The sequence below is a fragment of the Pseudomonas trivialis genome (assembly GCF_036864995.1).
GTDB classification, from domain to species: domain Bacteria; phylum Pseudomonadota; class Gammaproteobacteria; order Pseudomonadales; family Pseudomonadaceae; genus Aquipseudomonas; species Aquipseudomonas trivialis.
The window spans coordinates 187,982-206,316 of record NZ_CP142151.1; the positions used below are offsets into that span (position 1 = coordinate 187,982).

Here is an 18,335-nt window from a genome sequence, read left to right on the forward strand (position 1 = left end):
CCAAGGGGCCATATGTCTCAGATGACTACGAGTTTAATGGCATCCGTGAATATGTTGAGCGCGGCGATGCATTTGCGAAGCCATCAATGCCTGTACCGAATAGTGACAACGTTACGCGTAGTAGCTCCGAATGGATGGCCGTCACACGAGCCCACAAGGTAATGGCAACCGCACCAGATAACCCGCAATGGCTTCTAGAATTGGCCCATCGGCTGCGCTATTACCAAGTAGGAATTTGGCAGTTGTTCTTCTGGGCGGGCCAGTTCGACATTTGCCAAAGCGGCAGGCAATGATCGACGCCGCCAAAACTACAGCATCCAAACCGCCACCAATATGATGGCCGCCATGGCGATCCTAGGCTGGAAGGATGCCGTCATCCATCAGGGCTATCTCACCCATGCGGCTCTCAACCGTGGGCATCAATTAGTGATTGAGTACGAAGAGCAACACCGCCGCGCCCAAGCCTTTATGCTGCGTGTGTTTGCCGATTGGGTGGGCGATGTCTCACATCAATGGCCTGCTTATGCTTACGACGAACCCATCTACGAAGCCTTGTTGGCCAAGTGGCGCACTCCCAGCCCCGACGACCTGATGCCCTGCCTGTTGGCCGCGTGTGACCGCCACACTTGGCAAACCGGCAAAGAGAGCCAGAAGAATTCCTACGACTTCAATCAGGACTGGCACTTGGAGCGCGTGCCGGTGGAAATTCTCTATATCCTGCGCCTGCGCCAGTGGGAAGGTTTAGCCAATCCGCAGAAGATTGATCATCCGCTGCTGGCCGCGCCCTTTGACCAATTGCCGTCCGAGCAACCAGTGCCTGAGTTGGACGGGTTGATGCAAGGTGTGCTAAAGCGCGCAAGGGAAGACTGGCCACAGTACGATGAAGTGCTGTCTTTGCCAGCATTGAAGAGTTGAATAAACACCCAAAACACCAAGGGACTGCCGTGAAAAACCTCCTCCTCATTCTCCTCACCACCCTCATCCTCGGCGGCTGCGTCAGCCATCCGCTCACACCGGAAAACCGCGCGCAGGTTAAAACCGTGAAAGTGCTGCCCGTGAAGTGGGGCAAGAATATGGTGTACTTCGGTCGTGAACAAGCCTGGGGCGCGGCGCTGGGGGCCGGGCTGGGTGCCGGTGTGGGCATGGCGAGCGGGGCGTCCAGGGTGGGGACTGCAGCGTTGAGCGGTGCCGGGTTTGCCGCCGGCATGAAGCTTGGGCAGTTGGCTGAAATGTCGACGCCGGCGGCGATATTGACGGTGATGGACGCCGAAAACATCGACGTGGGTGTGTTGCTCAAGCAGGGCTTTGTCGATGCGCTGGGCAAGACGTCAACGCTCAAGGTGGTGGGTGACGATGAGCCCGCCGATGCGCAGATTCAGTTGACGGTGACCGAGTGGGGGTTTCGCCTGACCCAGGGTTTCAGCAGCGTGATCTACCCGACCATTTCGGTGATTGCGCAGATGGACCGTGGCGACCAGATGATCTGGCGCACGTTTGAGACCATCACGCCGTTCAATGGCCAGAATGTGTATGGCTACACGCCGCTGACCTACCGCACCGATCCCGAGGCCTTGCGCCGGGCGCTGACCGGGATCACGCAGATCTCCGGCCAGTATCTGGTGAAGGAGCTCAAGTAAGCCTAATGGAACTTCATGTTCTGCAGGTTGTGCAGGGTTCACATATCCGCGCGAAACAACTTGAGAACCCCCTTAACTCCGTAAAATGCGCCAGCCGTTGCGGCACTACAGATTCAGGGATGAATGCAGACGCACGTGTTACTCCTCCCGGAATCGCCGCAGGCCTCAGCTCTGCCGATTTTCCATTTCAGGAGCAACACGTGAAGACACTCTCCAAAATCCTGCTGTCTGGCCTCACCGCCGCAGCGCTGTTGACCGTGGCCGGTTGCGCCACCGAGAGCAACCGCGCGATGCCGGTGGAGCAGGTCGCCAGCGCCAAGATCGCCTATTCTGGCGTGCGCGTGCCGATTGCCGTGGGCAAGTTCGATAACCGCTCCAGCTACATGCGCGGCATCTTCTCCGATGGCGTCGACCGCCTTGGTGGCCAGGCCAAGACCATCCTCATCACCCACCTGCAACAGACCAACCGCTTCAACGTGCTGGACCGCGACAACATGGGCGAAATCTCCCAGGAAGCCGCGATCAAAGGCACCGTGCAGAAGCTCAAGGGCGCTGACTACGTAGTGACCGGCGATGTAACCGAGTTCGGTCGCAAAGAGACCGGCGACCGCCAGCTGTTCGGCATTCTTGGCCGTGGCAAAACCCAGGTGGCCTACGCCAAAGTCGCACTGAATATCGTCAACATCAGCACGTCCGAAGTGGTGTATTCCACCCAGGGCGCCGGTGAGTACGCGCTGTCCAACCGTGAAGTGATCGGCTTCGGCGGCACTGCCAGCTACGACTCCACCCTCAATGGCAAGGTGCTGGACCTGGCCATGCGCGAAGCGATCAACCGCCTGGTCGACGGCATCAACGCCGGCGCCTGGAACCCGCGCAACTGATCAGCCACACCACAAGGAGCAGTACACGGATGAGCAAGGCAGTGAAGTTGGCGCTGATGCTGACAGCAATCGCAGCGGTCGCCGGGTGCCAGACGGCGCCCCAGCCCCTGTATCAATGGGAAAGCTACCAGCCGCAGGTTTACGAGTACTTCAAGGGCGAGCCCAAGGAGGCGCAAGTCGAGGCACTGGAGCGCGATCTGCAGAAGATCAACGCTAGTGGCCGCAAGGCGCCGCCGGGCTACCACGCCCACTTGGGCATGCTGTACCTGAGCATGGGCAAGGATGACCAGATGGTGCAGGAATTTCGCACCGAGAAGGCCTTGTTCCCTGAGTCCGCCGCTTACATGGACTTTCTGCTGAAAAACGCCAAGGCCGGAGTCGCCCTCAAATGAACCTCTTGAAACTCACCGGCGCCTTGCTGGCCCTGGCTTTGCTCGGCGGTTGCGCGGCGCCCAAAACCATTGATTACACGGCCTACAAACAGGCGCGGCCCAAGTCGATCCTGGTGCTGCCGCCGATCAACGAGTCGCCGGAAGTGCAGGCTTCCTACAGCCTGGTGTCGCAGGTGACGTACCCGTTGGCCGAAGCCGGCTACTACGTGTTGCCGATCGCGCTGGTGGACGAAACCTTCCGCCAGAACGGCCTGACCACCGCCAACGATATCCAGGCCGTGCCGCCCACCAAACTGCATGACATCTTTGGTGCCGACGCAGCGTTGTACATCACGGTCAGCGAGTACGGCACCAAGTACATGCTGATCTCCAGCGACACCTCCGTGACGGCCTCGGCCAAACTGGTCGACCTGCGTACCGGCACCACCCTGTGGACCGGTGCGGCGCGTGCGTCCAGCGAGGAAGGCAACAACAACGGCGGCGGCTTGGTGGGCATGCTGATCACGGCGGCGGTCAAGCAGGTGATCAACAGCTCCACCGATGCGGCGCACCCGATTGCCGGGATTACCAGCGCTCGCCTGCTGTCGGCAGGGCAACGCACCGGCATTCTGTACGGCCCGCGTAATCCGAAATACGGCACCGACTGAGGTGTTTTAAAAGGTTCTTCACGGAATCCCGGGAAAGACAGAAACAAGAACGCCGATTTGATTGATGATGTTCGTGCGAGCAAACACATCTAACAAACCGGCGTTCTTATGCGCGATATTAATACTTTCCTTCCTTTTTGGGAGGGCTTTTCTGTCGTCAACATCAAGCCTGATGGTGACGGTCTCCAGATCGATCTCACACCCCACACCACCCGCTTCCCTTCCTGCGGAGGGTGCCAAAAAACCTGTTCAACCACTCATGAGTATTGCGAGCGAGTGATTCGTGATCTACCCATTCTCGGTCGTGCGGTGCGCCTCAGCGTTTTGCTCAGGCGTGTTGGTTGCCGCGACTGTGGCAAACGCATGGAGGCCGTCAGTTGGCTGGATCGCTATGCCCGCATGACGCGTCGCTTGGCCGATGCGGTCATTCAAGCCTGCGAGCGACTTCCCACCCTGCACGTGGCCCAGATGTTTGGGCTGCATTGGGACACCGTTCGGTTGCTGGAGCGTCGAGCCTTACAGGCGGCGTTGGCCACGCTGCCGAAGGCGCAACCACGACGCCTGGTGATGGATGAATTCGCGCTGTTCAAAGGGCATCGCTACGCCAGTGTGGTGTTGGATGCCGATACACGACGAGTGCTATGGATCGGCGAAGGCCGTAGCCGGGCGGCGGTTCGGCCCTTTTTCGAAGAGCTGGGGCCAGAGGGATGTGCTCGAATCGAAGCGGTTGCGATGGACATGAATACCGCTTTTGACCTGGAGGTCCGTCAACACTGCCCGAGAGCGCGAGTGGTGTACGACCTCTTTCATGTGGTGGCCAAATATGGCCGAGAGGTGATTGATCGGGTCCGCGTCGATGAAGCTAATCGGCTACGCCATGACAAGCCTGCCCGAAAGGTCATCAAGCAAGCGCGATGGCTGTTGCTACGCAACCCGCAGAACCTGAAAACGCCGGAGCAACAGGTACGTTTAAAGGACCTGCTGGCGGCCAACCAAGCATTGATGACAGTCTATCTAATGAAGGCTGAACTCAAAACGCTTTGGGCACCTAGCAGCGCCTGGGGCTGGCGATCAGCCTGGCAGCAATGGCTGCATCATGCTCATGAAAGCGAGATACCACCTCTGATCCAGTTTGCCAAACGGCTAAAGGGTTACTGGCGGGGCATCGTCAGCCGGGTTCGCTGGCCGATGCATACGGGTCAGTTGGAAGGAATAAACAATCGAATAAAGGTCATCAAGCGGATGGCGTACGGTTACCGGGATAGCGAATTCTTTTTCATGAAGATCAAGAGCGTCTTTCCCGGTAATCCGTGAAGAACCTTTTAAAAGCCCTGCCTGGCCGCCTGGTCAGCGCAGGCTTTTACGGTTCATTTCACCAGGATGTCCTTGGGCTTGATCAATTGCAGGCTGTTCACCCGGAACCCTGGCTTGCCTGTGCCGGTCAGGTCGATGGCGACGAAATAGCGATTGATAGCCGGGTCGAAACTGACGATGGTTTCGCCGGCGCGCCCGGTGAAGGCAGTGACGAGGTTGAGGTGTGTATTGGCCTCGTTCTCCAGGCTGCGCAGGTCCATTTTGTCGACGCCGGTAGTGAGGTCCATGATTTCATCCGGTGCCTCAGGCGTGGAATCGCTGGCGCGTTCATAGACGAACGTGTCGGCGCCTCGGCCGCCGCGCAGCCGGTCCGCACCGCTCCGGCCCGTGAGCCGGTTAGCAGCGTCGTTACCGATCAAGGTGTCATGGCCGGAACCGCCGACGGCATTTTCAATGGTGCAGTCGCGCGCGATGGAAACATTGCCTCGCAAGCCCCCCACATCGGAGAACGAACCCGCCCTGAGGTTGATGACCTGGTCGTTGCCGTAACCCGAGACATCCAGCGTGTCGTTGCCCCCGCCATCCCAGATGCAGAATGCGGCGCTGTCCCGGTAATTTCGAAGGGAGTAGTAATCCCTGCCGCTATTGGAATTGAAGCCGTAGGTGTTGTCTTCCCGACGAATGTGATGATTGGCCCCGTACCTTTTTTGCACGGCGCTGATGTCGTCCATCATTGGCGCTTTCGGCCGTTCTACAAGCTGTTTGCCGCAGTGTTCGGCGTCAAAGTAACTCATGACGCTATGCGCTCTGGAGTCCTGTACGTGGCGAGGCGCCTTTGCCCCGCTCCAACCGTCGTAATGGCCCGGATGAGTCAGACCCAGTGTGTGACCAATTTCGTGGGTCAGATCGTGGCGTGTCACTCGGCTTGGGTTGTAAAGCGTATTGCCGCTGTTCCAGAAGTGCCCGGGGAAAAAGCCCACTGCAGTGCCGACGTGTCTGGAAATGCCGAAGCTCAATCGACCTTCTGTCTGGCGATCGCTCTGAGTGAACTCCAGGTTGGCGACATCACTCCAGGATTGCATGGAGCGTCGGGCGTCCTGCTTTTGAGCTTCGTTGAAGTGTCGCGCATGGGTGTTGAAGGTATAGGCAATTTCAGTCTTGCCGTTCCGATCCCGGTCATGCCACTTGTCCGTGTCCCGGGTGAGTTGCTCCACGGCTTGCTGCTTGTCGAGCGAGCGCTTGTGGATCCTAGCCGCGTGCGGGTCGTTCCGGCGCAGGGTCTGGTCGTAGTTGGCGTTGCGAGTACTGCTGGTTGGAGGGTCTGGGTGGTGATTCGGCTGCACATAGGGTAGTAGCGGCTTGCGCACATAGCGGTGTGGAATGAACGGCTGGAGAAATGGCCGAAAGAGCGTCCCAAGCCACCGATTGAAAGGTCGCAGAGCGGGTTGAACGTACGGTTGATAGGCATAAAAGGGCGCGCTGAAATCTATTCTCACGATGGTATTTTCCGCTGGGTACTGTCACCTTTCCTTACTTGAACGACGCCGCAGATTCCCTGTGCAGGGGGTAAAACTGCCAGCCCGGGAAAGAGTTTCCAAAGCTGGTTATGTGTCCGAACAAGACTTTTTTGGACGGTTGGACAGAGGGCAAAGTGTTTATGCAATATTCAAATTCAACCCTCGGCCCCGTCGCTGCTGGCCGTGCCGCCCAGCCCGTGGGATCTATCCAGATTGACCGGCGAATGAACCTACCGGATGAACTGCTGCGTCTCACCCAAGTGAGCGAATCATTCACACACTCGGTTAAGCCAATCCGCCGGCCCTCCACAATCCGGTGTGGGAGGGGGCTTGCTCCCGATAGCGGTATGCCATTCACTGAATTGCCTGACTGACACGCCGCGACCAACAGGAGCCCGCCCCTCACATGCCCACCCCGGCTGTCTCACCCAGCGACGAATCGCTGCTGACCGCTACCGAACCGGTGACGCCGCCGCGTTCGAAGCGCTCTACGCGCGTCATCGCCAAGGCCTATACCGATTTCTCGTGGCCCTGTGCAACAAGGCCGAACTGGCCGAAGAGATCTATCAGGAAACCTGGCTGAGCCTGATCCGCAGCACCACCCAGCCCCAGGGCCGCGCGAGTTTTCGCACCTGGCTGTTCCAGATTGCCCGCAACCGCCTGATCGATCATTGGCGCAAGCACGGCATCCACAGCCCACTGCACGACAGCTACGATGAACAACTGCACGCCCAGCCCGACCACGACGCCGGCCCCGAGCAGCAACTGAGCCTGAGCCGCGACCAGGCCCGTCTCGACGCCGCCCTGCAAGGCCTGCCCGACGACCAGCGCGAAGTCTTCCTGCTGCGCCTGCACGGCGACCTCGACGTACCGCAAATCGCCGCCCTCACCAATGCCCCGCTGGAAACCGTCAAAAGCCGCCTGCGCTACGCCCAGCAGAAACTGCGCCGGCTGCTGGCCGAGGAGATCACCGCATGACCGACAAACGCGCCAAACCGGATCCCGATGACATGCTGCAGCACTATCGCCAACACAGCCCAGGCGAACCGCCTGCAGCCCTCGACGCCTTCATCCTCGATACCGCCCGACGTGAGGCCCCAGCGCCGCAGATGAGCATGTGGCAACGCTGGCGCGACGTCTGTAAACAACCGCGCTGGCAAATGGCATTCGCCACGGTGTCTGGGATGGCGTTGATGGTGGGTGTGGTGATGCGTGAGCCGGTGGCGCATAACGAAATATCTACCGCTACGTTTTCTGTGCAGGCACCGATGGCTCGGATTGCGATGGCGCCCAGGGATGAGAGTGCTGGGGCGATGGTGGGTCAATCTGCAGTCAGAGGGCTTAGCAAACGTGCGCCGGTGGCAGGGCCTACGTTGGAGGAGGGGTTGCGGGAGATTGTCGCGCTACGTGAAGCGGGGGCAAGCAGAGCGGCGGATGAGAAGCTGCTGGAGTTGCATGAGCGGTTTCCGCAGGAGGATTTGCCGGGGCTGTTGGAGGGGTTGCGAGGGCGTTGACGTAAAAAAGCCCCAGACCTTTCGACCTGAGGCTTCTTCATCTATATCTGGTGCACCCGGCGGGATTCGAACCCACGACCCCTGCCTTCGGAGGGCAGTACTCTATCCAGCTGAGCTACGGATGCTTGTGCGGGCGCCATCATACCCATGTCGACCTTGGGCGTCCATGCTGGGTTTGGCCGCTGGATCGTAGGAAACCCTCCCGCCAGGGCTCTGCATCGGGGGCCGGTGGTCGATGGGGTGGAACGCTGTTCTCACACGCTGATCAGACTCACCGGACACGCGGGCGCTTTTCGTTCTTTTTTTCGAACAGACTATTGCCCTGTACCCCCATTGCTCCTAGGATTCGTTTGAGATTTCAAACGCTCTGTCTCCCGTGCGCCGTTTCACTCACGTTGCGCGCTGGGGCTGATTTCCCTGACGGCAGCCCACAAGGCGCCTTTCTACAACTCTAATTCGCTCCGCGTGCGCGCGGTGCTGTTAAGGAAAGCCGACATGCAGCTCAAAGATACCCAGTTGTTCCGCCAGCAAGCCTTTATCGATGGGGCTTGGGTCGACGCGGACAATGGTCAAACCATCAAGGTCAACAACCCGGCCACGGGCGAGATTCTCGGCACCGTGCCGAAGATGGGCGCCGCGGAAACCCGCCGTGCCATCGAGGCCGCCGACAAGGCGCTGCCGGCCTGGCGTGCGCTTACCGCCAAGGAGCGCGCGAACAAGCTGCGCCGTTGGTTCGAGCTGCTGATCGAAAACCAGGACGACCTCGCTCGCCTGATGACCCTGGAGCAGGGCAAGCCGCTGGCCGAGGCCAAGGGCGAGATCGTCTACGCCGCGTCCTTTATCGAGTGGTTTGCCGAAGAGGCCAAACGCATCTACGGCGATGTGATTCCCGGCCACCAGCCCGACAAGCGCCTGATCGTGATCAAGCAGCCTATCGGCGTGACCGCTGCCATCACCCCGTGGAACTTCCCGGCCGCGATGATCACCCGTAAAGCCGGTCCGGCCCTGGCCGCCGGTTGCACCATGGTGATCAAGCCGGCGTCGCAAACGCCGTTTTCGGCCCTGGCACTGGTTGAGCTGGCGCACCGTGCCGGTATCCCGAACGGTGTGCTGAGTGTGGTCACCGGCAGCGCCGGCGACATCGGCGGTGAGCTGACCAGCAACCCGATTGTGCGTAAATTGTCGTTCACTGGCTCCACCGAAATCGGTCGTCAGCTGATGGCCGAATGCGCCAAGGACATCAAGAAAGTGTCCCTGGAGCTGGGCGGCAACGCGCCGTTTATCGTGTTCGATGACGCTGACCTGGATAAGGCCGTCGAAGGCGCGATCATCTCCAAGTACCGCAACAATGGGCAGACCTGCGTCTGCGCCAACCGCCTGTACATTCAGGATTCGGTGTACGACGCGTTCGCCGAAAAACTTAAAGTGGCCGTGGCCAAATTGAAGATCGGCAACGGTCTGGAAGACGGTACTACCACCGGCCCGCTGATCGACGAAAAAGCCGTGGCCAAGGTCAAGGAACATATCGCTGATGCCCTGAGCAAAGGCGCGAAGCTGTTGGCCGGTGGCAAGGCGATGGAGGGCAACTTCTTCGAGCCAACCATTCTGGTCGATGTGCCGAAGAATGCCGCCGTGGCGAAGGAAGAAACCTTCGGCCCGCTGGCGCCGCTGTTCCGTTTCAAAGACGAAGCCGAAGTGATCGCGATGTCCAACGACACCGAGTTCGGCCTGGCGTCCTACTTCTATGCCCGCGACCTGGGCCGTGTGTTCCGCGTGGCTGAGGCGCTGGAATACGGCATGGTCGGCGTCAACACCGGGTTGATCTCCAACGAAGTGGCGCCGTTCGGCGGCATCAAGGCGTCGGGCCTGGGGCGTGAAGGCTCCAAGTATGGGATCGAGGATTACCTGGAAATCAAATACCTCTGCCTGGGCATCTAAGCCCCGGTTTGGCATTGCAGTAAACGCAAAGGGCACGAGAGCGCTGACCCTTTGCGTGTTTCACACTGTTATTCGCAGTGGCCGGGAACGCTGTGGCAGTCGATCATCGCATGCTGCCGCAGTGGCTCCCCGCCACGTATTTCCTTGCACAGCGCCACCCGATGAGTGGCGAATGAGGACTTTATGAGCAAGACCAACGCTTCCCTGATGAAACGCCGCGAAGCCGCTGTACCGCGCGGTGTTGGCCAGATTCACCCGATCTTCGCCGAGTCCGCGAAGAATGCCACCGTGACCGACGTTGAAGGTCGCGAGTTCATCGACTTCGCCGGCGGTATCGCCGTGCTGAACACCGGCCACGTGCACCCGAAAATCATCGCGGCCGTGACCGAGCAACTGAACAAGCTGACGCACACCTGCTTCCAGGTATTGGCGTACGAGCCGTACGTGGAGCTGTGCGAAAAAATCAACGCCAAGGTGCCGGGGGATTTCGCCAAGAAAACTCTGCTGGTCACCACCGGTTCCGAAGCTGTTGAAAACGCCGTGAAGATCGCCCGCGCCGCCACCGGCCGTGCCGGCGTGATCGCCTTCACCGGCGCTTACCACGGCCGCACCATGATGACCCTGGGCCTCACCGGCAAAGTCGTGCCGTACTCGGCCGGCATGGGCCTGATGCCCGGCGGCGTGTTCCGCGCGCTGTTCCCGAACGAACTGCATGGTGTGAGCGACGACGACGCCATCGCCAGCATCGAGCGCATCTTCAAGAACGATGCCGAGCCGCGTGATATCGCTGCCATCATCATCGAGCCGGTGCAGGGCGAGGGCGGTTTCTACGTCGCGCCCAAGTCCTTCATGAAGCGCCTGCGCGAACTGTGCGACAAGCACGGCATCCTGCTGATCGCCGACGAAGTGCAAACCGGTGCTGGCCGTACCGGCACCTTCTTCGCCATGGAACAGATGGGCGTTGCCGCCGACCTGACCACCTTCGCCAAGTCCATCGCCGGCGGTTTCCCGCTGGCCGGTGTGTGCGGCAAGGCTGAATACATGGACGCCATCGCGCCGGGCGGCCTGGGCGGCACCTACGCCGGCAGTCCGATTGCCTGCGCGGCTGCGCTGGCGGTGATGGAGGTGTTCGAGGAAGAGCACCTGCTGGACCGTTGCAAAGCGGTGGGTGAGCGTTTGGTGACCGGCCTCAAGGCGATTCAGGCCAAGTACCCGGTGATCGGTGAAGTGCGCGCCCTGGGCGCGATGATCGCGCTGGAACTGTTCGAAGACGGCGACAGCCACAAGCCGAACGCTGCAGCGGTCGCCGCCGTGGTGGCCAAGGCGCGGGACAAGGGCTTGATCCTGCTGTCCTGCGGCACCTACGGCAACGTGTTGCGCGTGCTGGTACCGCTGACCTCGCCGGACGAGCAACTGGACAAAGGACTGGCGATCATCGAAGAGTGCTTCTCCGAGCTCTAAACATCTGATTACACAGATGAACCCTTGTGGGAGGGGCTTGCTCCCGATAGCGGTCTATCAGCCAACAAATATAGGGCTGACACACCGCTATCGGGAGCAAGCCCCTCCCACATTTATTTTGTGCCCGGCATCACATCAGTCGGCGATCACGCGGTTTTTGCCCAGGCGCTTGGCCTCGTACATGGCGGCGTCGGCGCGGGCGAACAGGCTGTCGAGGGTCGAGTCGCTGTCGCGCAGGTTCGCCAGGCCCTGGCTGACAGTCACGTTGAAGGCGCGGCCGTCATAACTGAAGCTCAGTGCCTGGATCTCTCTGCCCAGGCGCTGCGCCACCTGCAGCGCCATCTCCGGTGCGCAACCGGGCAGCACGGCGGCGAACTCTTCGCCTCCAATGCGTCCGAACAGGTCGCCACGGCGCAATACCCCTCGGCCGCTTTCGGCGATACGCCGCAGCACCTGATCGCCCTCCAGGTGGCCGTACGTGTCGTTGATGTCCTTGAAGTCATCGATGTCCAGCAACAGGAACGCCAGCGGCGCGCCCTGGGCGGAAGCGATATCGAAGGCCTGGTTGGCGCATTCGAAAAAGTGCCGGCGGTTGCTGCTCTGGGTCAGTACATCGGTAGTGGCCAGGCGGTGCAGCTCCAGCTCCAACTGCTTCTTTTCGGTGATGTCCTCGGCGATACCCACTACGATCAGCGGCTTGTCGGGATCGGCCTGCTGATTGATGTAGCACTTGTCGCAAAGCCAGCGAATTTGCCCGTCGGCTGTGATGATGCGGTATTCACGGTCTTCCACGGCGCCGGTGGTCAGCACGCGGGCCAGGCTCTGTTCGGCGTAGTCGAGGTCTTCGGGGTGAATGCTGTTACGCCATTCGCGGTGGTCGGCGAGCAGCAGGCTTGCCGCTCGTCCAAAAACCCGCTCGTAAGCCGGGCTCACGTAGAGCACGCGACGTGTTTCCCAGTCGACAGCCCACAGCACCGCATTCACGCTCACCAGCAGCGAGCTCAGCAACTGCTCGCGCTCACTCAGACGCTCGACTTCACCCTGGGCATGCATCAGCGCAAGCAGGGTGGCAGCCGCCGCCGGGCGGGGCGGTTCAGCGGTTGGAAGGTCAGGCGAAAGGGGCTTTTCGTGAACCATCGGCACAACTCTCTCTGGGCGCGCCGCAAGGTGGAACAGCGGTCACAACAAGGGGCCACCATGATGGCGAAGTGTTCTTTGAGAGAGGGTAAATGCGTCGAAGTTCCATGAACGGCACGGATTGTCGGTGCCCGGAAAATGACGTCAGAAACAGGATAAGTGGGAGGGCGAACCCTCCCACGGCACCGTCAGACCGTCGCGGGACGCAACGAGTAGGTCTTCAATTGGTGGGCAAAATCGCGCAGCGACTGAATACCGCTGGCCTCGGCCTCGTGCACCCATTCCTTGATCGCCGCCAGCATGTCGTGACCGTTCGAGCTGGTCTTGACCCAGATCTGTTGCAGCGCCAGGCGCTTCTCGTAAATCACTTTCAGGGCCTGGCTGTGTTCCAGCAGGCTCTGGATGCGCAGGTGATGGCGATCGTCCAGCAGGCTGGTTTCACGGGACAGCAGGCGCTTGGCGCGATGGAATTGGTGGCGCACCGAATGGTCGACCCTTGCCAGCTCCTGCTTGACCAGCGGCCCGATCACCAGCTTGCGGTACTGGGCCATGATCTGGAAGCGGTTGTTGAGAATCGCCATGGCGGTGTCCATGTCCAGATGGCCCTTGCCTTCGACGCGGTGTGCAATCGGCGCAACCCGCTGCACCTTGGCCAGACGCAGGAAACTGAACACTTTGATCCAGGCCCAGCCCATGTCGAACTCCCACTTTTTCACCGACAGCTTGGCAGAGTTGGGGTAGGTGTGATGGTTGTTATGCAGCTCTTCGCCGCCAACGATGATGCCCCACGGCACCAGGTTAGTGGCGGCGTCGCGGCATTCGAAGTTGCGATAGCCCACGGCGTGCCCCAGGCCATTGATGACGCCGGCGGCCCAGAACGGAATCCACATCATCTGGATCGCCCAGATGGTGATGCCGATGGTGCCGAACAGCAGCAGGTCGATTACGCCCATGATGGCCACGCCCAGCAGCGGATAGGGCGTGTAGAGCTTGCGTTCGATCCAGTCGTCCGGGCAGTTCTTGCCGTAGATGCGAAGGGTCTCCGGGTTTTCCGCTTCGGCGCGGTACAGCTCGGCGCCCTTGCGCATTACGGTGGACAGGCCCTTGATCACCGGGCTGTGCGGGTCATCGACGGTTTCGCACTTGGCGTGGTGCTTGCGGTGGATGGCAGTCCACTCACGGGTGTTCTGCGCCGTGGTCAGCCACAGCCAGAGACGGAAGAAGTGTTTCAGGCCGGCATTGAGCTCCAGGGAGCGATGGGCTGAATAGCGATGCAGATAAACCGTGACCCCGACAATGGTCACGTGGGTCATCAACAGGGTGACTGCCACCAGTTGCCAGGCTGACAGATCAAGAAAACCGTTGTACCACATAGGCTGTATGGCCCTCAGATAAAGAAAAGAACAGCTCACGCATTATCACTAAGCCTACACAGAAAACCAGACACCCTTTCAGATAGGAGTGACTGGATGTTTCTTATTCTATAATCCGTAACCTATGTAGGGCGATGCTGTTTTTTGGGTAAGGATTACTGGGCATATGCTGTTTTCGTACCGAGGTGCCCTGCTGATGGGGCTGGTCTACCTGTTGGTTTCCATCGCGTGGCTGCTGCTCAGCCCCCTTTTATTGATCAACTTTCTCGATGAACCCCAGGCATTGCAGTACGGTTTTCAGGTGAGCGGCTATATATGGATGGCGCTGAGTGCGCTGCTGATCTGTCTGATCTGCGCCCGCGCTGCCAGTGCCAACCGTCTGCTGCGCCCCTTGAAGGAAAACCGCGAGCGTCTGCGCCAGGCTGCCGCTGTGTTCGACTGCACCCGTGAAGGGGTGTTGGTCACCGATAGCGGTGGCCAGATCGTGCATGTCAATCGCGCCTTTATCACCATCACCGGCTACCGCCGCGAAGAGGTGCTGGGGCGGCAACCGAGCCTGTTCAAGTCCGGGCGCCATTCGTCGAATTTTTACCGGCAGATGTTCCAGACCCTCGAATCAGAGGGTGAATGGAGCGGCGAAATCTGGAACCGGCGCAAAAGCGGCGAGATTTATCCACAGTGGCAAACCATCCGGGTCATCCATGACGACGACGGCCATGTCAGCCATTACGTCGCGGTGTTTTCCGATATCAGCGCCATCAAGGACTCCGAGCACGAACTGGCGCACCTGGCCCATCACGACCCGCTGACCGACCTGCCCAACCGCCTGCTGTTCAGCGACCGCGCCGAGCAGGCCCTGGCGTCGGCGCAGGTGCACAAACGTGGCTGTGCGTTGCTGCTGCTGGACCTGGACCATTTCAAGATCATCAACGACAGCCTGGGCCACAACGTCGGTGACCAGTTGCTCAAGCGCGTGGGCGAGCGGCTGGCGGGCCTGTTCGGCCCCGGCGTGACCCTGGCGCGCCTGGGCGGGGACGAGTTCGCCGTGCTGGCGGAAAACTGTCCACAGGTAACCCAGGCGGCAGCCCTGGCGCATCGCATGCTCGCGGCGATGAAGGATCCGTTCGTGTTCGATGGCAACCAGCTGTTTATCAGCGCCAGCATTGGCATCAGCCTGTTCCCCGGCGATGCCTTGAGTGCCGAACAACTGCTGCGCAACGCCGATTCGGCGCTGTTCAAGGCCAAGAGCGCGGGCCGCGAAGGCTTCGCGCTGTACACCGAAGAGCTCACCGCCCACGCGCAAAGCCGGGTGGAAATCGCCGGCGAGTTGCGGCGCGCCCTCGACCGCGACGAACTGCGCGTCTACTACCAGCCGGTGCACAACCTGCAGAACGGTCGCCTGATCGGTGTCGAAGCGCTGGTGCGCTGGCAACACCCGGAGCGCGGCCTGGTACCGCCCGGCGAATTCATCCCCATCGCCGAGCGCACCGGGCTGATTGCCGATATCGACGGGTGGGTGATGCTCCAGGCCTGTCGGCAGATGTGCCGATGGCTGGCCGAGGGCAAGCCGCTGGGGTTCATGGCGGTAAACGTCTCCAGCCGGCTGTTCGCCCGGCGCGAGCTGTACGAACACGTGGCGCGGGTGCTGCACGACACCGGCCTTGACCCGGCTTTCCTGGAGTTGGAGGTCACCGAAAGCGCGGTAATGGACGACCCCGACATGGCCCTGGAACAGCTGCACCGCCTGCGCGAACTGGGCCTGCGCCTGGCCATCGATGACTTCGGCACCGGATATTCTTCGCTGCTACGCCTCAAGCGCCTGCCGGTGCACAAACTCAAGATCGACCAGGGTTTCGTCGCCGGGTTGCCGGAGGATGAAGATGACGTTGCCATCGTACGCGTGGTGATCGCCCTGGCTAAAAGCATGGGCATGCAGGTGCACGCCGAAGGCATCGAGCGAGTGGAGCAGGCGCGGTTCCTGCTGGCGCAGGCGTGCGATATGGGGCAGGGGTACTGGTTTGGAAAGCCCAAGCCGGCCACAGACATTGAATGGTCAAACTCCCGCGCGATTCGAACTTGAAACCCAGTCGACTGTGGGAGGGGGCTTGCTCCCGATTGCGGTTTACCAGTTGGCACATTGATCAGCTGATCCGCCGCCATCGGGAGCAAGCCCCCTCCCACAATTGCATCTTCGTTCGACTTAAATTTTTAGTTATATAAACATTCTTAAATAGTATTTTTAAGAATATCCGCGCTTATCTACTATCGCTCCCACGCCGCAAGCAGTTCCGCCACTGCCAGGCACTATTCATTTCAGGAGCGAGACCATGAGCGCATCTCTTCGTAGCGTCGACGGCCAGGACGAAGCAGCCATTTTGCGTGAGATCCAGAGCGCGCTGCGCGACCTGCGGTTCGGCGCGGTGGAAATCACTGTGCACAACGCACAGGTGGTACAGATCGAGCGTAAAGAGAAATTCCGTTTGCAGAACCCGGGTAACAAACCGAGCTAGGCAGCAACGGCGATTCGCAACACCCGCAACCATAAGAAAAAGCCAATACCCAGAATTCCAGGAGCTTCCATGTCGTCGATTCGCCGTTATGCTCTGGCCGCGCTGGCCAGTGCCGTGTTTGCCGGTTCCGCCGTTGCCAAGGACTACGAGTTGCTCAACGTCTCGTACGACCCTACCCGTGAGCTGTACCAGGACTACAACGCGGAGTTCACCAACTTCTGGAAGCAGTCCCACCCCGGCGACACCGTCAAGATCCAACAATCCCACGGTGGTTCTGGCAAGCAGGGTCGTGCTGTGATCGACGGCCTGCGTGCCGACGTGGTGACCCTGGCCCTGGCCGGCGACATCGACGAAATCGCAAAATTGGGCAAAACCCTGCCGGAAAACTGGCAGACCCGACTGCCGGACGCGAGCACGCCTTACACCTCCACCATCGTGTTCCTGGTGCGCAAGGGCAACCCCAAGGGCATCAAGGACTGGGGCGACCTGGTCAAGAAAGACGTGTCGGTGATCACGCCGAACCCGAAAACCTCCGGCGGTGCGCGCTGGAACTTCCTCGCCGCCTGGGCCTATGGCCTCAAGGCCGGTGGCAGCGAAGCCAAGGCCCAGGAATACGTGAAGGAACTGTTCAAGCATGTGCCGATCCTCGACACCGGCGCGCGCGGTTCGACCATCACCTTCGTCAACAACGGTCAGGGTGACGTGTTGCTGGCCTGGGAAAACGAAGCGTTCCTGGCGCTGAAAGAAGACGGCGGCGCCGACAAGTTCGACATCGTCGTGCCGTCCCTGTCGATCCTCGCCGAACCACCGGTGGCCGTGGTCGACAAGAACGCCGAGAAAAAGGGCAACACCGAGATCGCCACTGAATACCTCAAGCATCTGTACAGCCCGGCTGGCCAGGAGATTGCGGCGAAGAACTTCTACCGCCCACGCGATGAAAAAGTCGCCGCCAAATACGCCCGGCAGTTCCCCAAACTGGACCTTGTGACTATCGACAAAGACTTCGGCGGCTGGAAAACTGCCCAACCGAAATTCTTCAACGACGGTGGCGTGTTCGACCAGATCTACACGGCGCAGTAACCCATGGGAGCGCTCTTCTGTGGGAGCAGGCAAGCCAGCTCCCACAGGAAAACCCGCTCCACAAAGCGCGCTTCTACAGTAGTGGTTTCTACCCTTTAACCAAGGACTCTCATGTCGCGTCGTATCTCCCCCGTCATACCCGGCTTCGGGCTGACGCTGGGCTACACCGTGGTGTACCTCAGCCTGATTGTGCTCATCCCCCTGGCGGCGATGTTCGTCCACGCCGCTCAACTCACCTGGGATCAGTTCTGGGCCATCATCTCCGCCCCGCGCGTGCTGGCGGCGTTGAAACTGAGCTTCAGCACCGCGCTCTACGCCGCGCTGATCAACGGTGTGATCGGCACGTTGCTGGCCTGGGTGCTGGTGCGATACACCTTCCCCGGTCGCAAGATCATCGATGCGATGATCGACCTGCCGTTCGCCCTGCCCACCGCCGTGGCCGGTATCGCGCTCACCGCGCTGTACACGCCGACCGGCCTGGTTGGGCAGTTCGCCGCTGACCTGGGCTTCAAGATCGCCTACACGCCCCTGGGCATCACCCTGGCGCTGACCTTCGTCACCCTGCCCTTCGTGGTGCGCACGGTGCAGCCGGTACTCGCCGACATCCCCCGGGAAATTGAAGAAGCCGCCGCCTGCCTGGGCGCCAAGCCGCTGCAGGTGTTCCGCTACATCCTCGTGCCCGCGCTGCTGCCGGCCTGGCTCACCGGCTTTGCCCTGGCGTTTGCCCGAGGCGTGGGTGAGTACGGTTCGGTGATCTTCATCGCCGGCAACATGCCGATGAAGACCGAAATCCTGCCGCTGCTGATCATGGTCAAGCTCGACCAGTACGACTACCGCGGTGCCACCTCCATCGGTGTGCTGATGCTGGTGGTTTCCTTTGTGTTGCTGCTGCTGATCAACTTGCTGCAGCGGCGCATCGAACGTCCATAAGGAG

The 18,335-nt window shown here is 60.4% G+C and carries 15 protein-coding genes, 1 tRNA gene and 2 pseudogenes; 14 read left to right on the top strand and 4 right to left on the bottom strand.

The window, feature by feature from the left end; translation table 11 throughout:
- Positions 1-242 precede the first annotated feature (242 nt).
- The 6 genes and pseudogenes from VRB54_RS00800 (at position 243) to VRB54_RS00825 (ending at position 4,871) form a co-directional block, all read left to right on the top strand.
- Positions 243-915: pseudogene (locus tag VRB54_RS00800) on the top strand (hypothetical protein).
- A 29-nt stretch (positions 916-944) separates the two neighbouring features.
- Entirely contained in the window at positions 945-1,637 is a 693-nt protein-coding gene (locus VRB54_RS00805; RefSeq protein WP_060549824.1) for a hypothetical protein, read from the top strand.
- A 200-nt stretch (positions 1,638-1,837) separates the two neighbouring features.
- Entirely contained in the window at positions 1,838-2,518 is a 681-nt protein-coding gene (locus VRB54_RS00810) for a CsgG/HfaB family protein (RefSeq protein ID WP_057009902.1), read from the top strand.
- A gap of 29 nt (positions 2,519-2,547) precedes the next feature.
- Complete coding sequence (locus tag VRB54_RS00815) at positions 2,548-2,910, top strand: DUF4810 domain-containing protein (protein ID WP_338479160.1); 363 nt, start codon at positions 2,548-2,550, stop codon at positions 2,908-2,910.
- Complete coding sequence (locus tag VRB54_RS00820; protein WP_003238713.1) at positions 2,907-3,557, top strand: DUF799 domain-containing protein; 651 nt, start codon at positions 2,907-2,909, stop codon at positions 3,555-3,557. The genes VRB54_RS00815 and VRB54_RS00820 overlap by 4 nt, the downstream gene beginning before the upstream one ends.
- A 108-nt stretch (positions 3,558-3,665) precedes the next feature.
- A complete protein-coding gene (locus tag VRB54_RS00825) occupies positions 3,666-4,871 on the top strand; it encodes an ISL3 family transposase (protein ID WP_338479161.1) in 1,206 nt (401 codons plus the stop codon).
- Positions 4,872-4,924: 53 nt separating this feature from the next.
- Here VRB54_RS00825 and VRB54_RS00830 read toward each other — a convergent pair whose 3' ends face one another.
- Positions 4,925-6,367: a M10 family metallopeptidase C-terminal domain-containing protein gene (locus tag VRB54_RS00830; RefSeq protein ID WP_338479162.1), complete on the bottom strand. Its 1,443-nt coding sequence runs from the start codon at positions 6,365-6,367 to the stop codon at positions 4,925-4,927.
- A 427-nt stretch (positions 6,368-6,794) separates the two neighbouring features.
- Here VRB54_RS00830 and VRB54_RS00835 point away from each other — a divergent pair.
- Both VRB54_RS00835 and VRB54_RS00840 read left to right on the top strand, forming a co-directional pair.
- Positions 6,795-7,366, top strand: a pseudogene (locus VRB54_RS00835) (RNA polymerase sigma factor).
- Positions 7,363-7,902 (top strand): hypothetical protein, encoded by a 540-nt coding sequence (locus tag VRB54_RS00840; protein WP_338479163.1) that lies wholly within the window; start codon positions 7,363-7,365, stop codon positions 7,900-7,902. The pseudogene VRB54_RS00835 and the gene VRB54_RS00840 overlap by 4 nt, the downstream one beginning before the upstream one ends.
- A 48-nt stretch (positions 7,903-7,950) precedes the next feature.
- On the opposite strand, the gene VRB54_RS00845 is transcribed toward VRB54_RS00840, so the two are convergent.
- A tRNA-Arg gene (locus VRB54_RS00845) sits at positions 7,951-8,027 on the bottom strand.
- Positions 8,028-8,397: 370 nt separating this feature from the next.
- Here VRB54_RS00845 and gabD point away from each other — a divergent pair.
- Positions 8,398-9,840, top strand: coding sequence for an NADP-dependent succinate-semialdehyde dehydrogenase (gene gabD / locus VRB54_RS00850; RefSeq protein ID WP_057009892.1), 1,443 nt, complete (start codon positions 8,398-8,400; stop codon positions 9,838-9,840).
- Positions 9,841-10,023: 183 nt separating this feature from the next.
- Complete coding sequence (gabT, locus tag VRB54_RS00855; RefSeq protein WP_057009891.1) at positions 10,024-11,301, top strand: 4-aminobutyrate--2-oxoglutarate transaminase; 1,278 nt, start codon at positions 10,024-10,026, stop codon at positions 11,299-11,301.
- Between the two features lie 135 nt (positions 11,302-11,436).
- On the opposite strand, the gene VRB54_RS00860 is transcribed toward gabT, so the two are convergent.
- Both VRB54_RS00860 and desA read right to left on the bottom strand, forming a co-directional pair.
- On the bottom strand, positions 11,437-12,438 hold the full coding sequence (locus VRB54_RS00860) for a sensor domain-containing diguanylate cyclase (protein ID WP_338479164.1): 1,002 nt from the start codon (positions 12,436-12,438) through the stop codon (positions 11,437-11,439).
- 188 nt (positions 12,439-12,626) lie between these two features.
- Entirely contained in the window at positions 12,627-13,811 is a 1,185-nt protein-coding gene (gene desA / locus VRB54_RS00865; protein WP_003238729.1) for a delta-9 fatty acid desaturase DesA, read from the bottom strand.
- 166 nt (positions 13,812-13,977) lie between these two features.
- Between desA and dibA the strand changes: the two genes are divergently transcribed.
- The 4 genes from dibA (at position 13,978) to cysT (ending at position 18,331) form a co-directional block, all read left to right on the top strand.
- A complete protein-coding gene (dibA, locus tag VRB54_RS00870) occupies positions 13,978-15,891 on the top strand; it encodes a phosphodiesterase DibA (protein ID WP_338479165.1) in 1,914 nt (637 codons plus the stop codon).
- Between the two features lie 247 nt (positions 15,892-16,138).
- Positions 16,139-16,321: a sulfur starvation response protein OscA gene (gene oscA, locus VRB54_RS00875; protein WP_003170956.1), complete on the top strand. Its 183-nt coding sequence runs from the start codon at positions 16,139-16,141 to the stop codon at positions 16,319-16,321.
- Between the two features lie 69 nt (positions 16,322-16,390).
- Complete coding sequence (locus VRB54_RS00880) at positions 16,391-17,401, top strand: sulfate ABC transporter substrate-binding protein (protein ID WP_338479166.1); 1,011 nt, start codon at positions 16,391-16,393, stop codon at positions 17,399-17,401.
- Between the two features lie 111 nt (positions 17,402-17,512).
- Positions 17,513-18,331 carry a sulfate ABC transporter permease subunit CysT gene (cysT, locus tag VRB54_RS00885; RefSeq protein WP_159953615.1) on the top strand — a complete coding sequence of 273 codons (819 nt, stop codon included), beginning with the start codon at positions 17,513-17,515 and terminating at the stop codon, positions 18,329-18,331.
- The last annotated feature ends 4 nt before the right edge of the window (positions 18,332-18,335 follow it).

Coding starts and splice junctions, on each gene's coding strand:
- gabD (WP_057009892.1), top strand. CDS start 8,398: ATGCAGCTCAAAGATACCCAGTTGTTCCGCCAGCAAGCCTTTATCGAT.
- gabT (WP_057009891.1), top strand. CDS start 10,024: ATGAGCAAGACCAACGCTTCCCTGATGAAACGCCGCGAAGCCGCTGTA.
- oscA (WP_003170956.1), top strand. CDS start 16,139: ATGAGCGCATCTCTTCGTAGCGTCGACGGCCAGGACGAAGCAGCCATT.
- VRB54_RS00880 (WP_338479166.1), top strand. CDS start 16,391: ATGTCGTCGATTCGCCGTTATGCTCTGGCCGCGCTGGCCAGTGCCGTG.
- VRB54_RS00815 (WP_338479160.1), top strand. CDS start 2,548: ATGAGCAAGGCAGTGAAGTTGGCGCTGATGCTGACAGCAATCGCAGCG.
- desA (WP_003238729.1), bottom strand. CDS start 13,811: ATGTGGTACAACGGTTTTCTTGATCTGTCAGCCTGGCAACTGGTGGCA.
- VRB54_RS00820 (WP_003238713.1), top strand. CDS start 2,907: ATGAACCTCTTGAAACTCACCGGCGCCTTGCTGGCCCTGGCTTTGCTC.
- VRB54_RS00860 (WP_338479164.1), bottom strand. CDS start 12,438: ATGGTTCACGAAAAGCCCCTTTCGCCTGACCTTCCAACCGCTGAACCG.
- cysT (WP_159953615.1), top strand. CDS start 17,513: ATGTCGCGTCGTATCTCCCCCGTCATACCCGGCTTCGGGCTGACGCTG.
- dibA (WP_338479165.1), top strand. CDS start 13,978: ATGCTGTTTTCGTACCGAGGTGCCCTGCTGATGGGGCTGGTCTACCTG.
- VRB54_RS00840 (WP_338479163.1), top strand. CDS start 7,363: ATGACCGACAAACGCGCCAAACCGGATCCCGATGACATGCTGCAGCAC.
- VRB54_RS00825 (WP_338479161.1), top strand. CDS start 3,666: ATGCGCGATATTAATACTTTCCTTCCTTTTTGGGAGGGCTTTTCTGTC.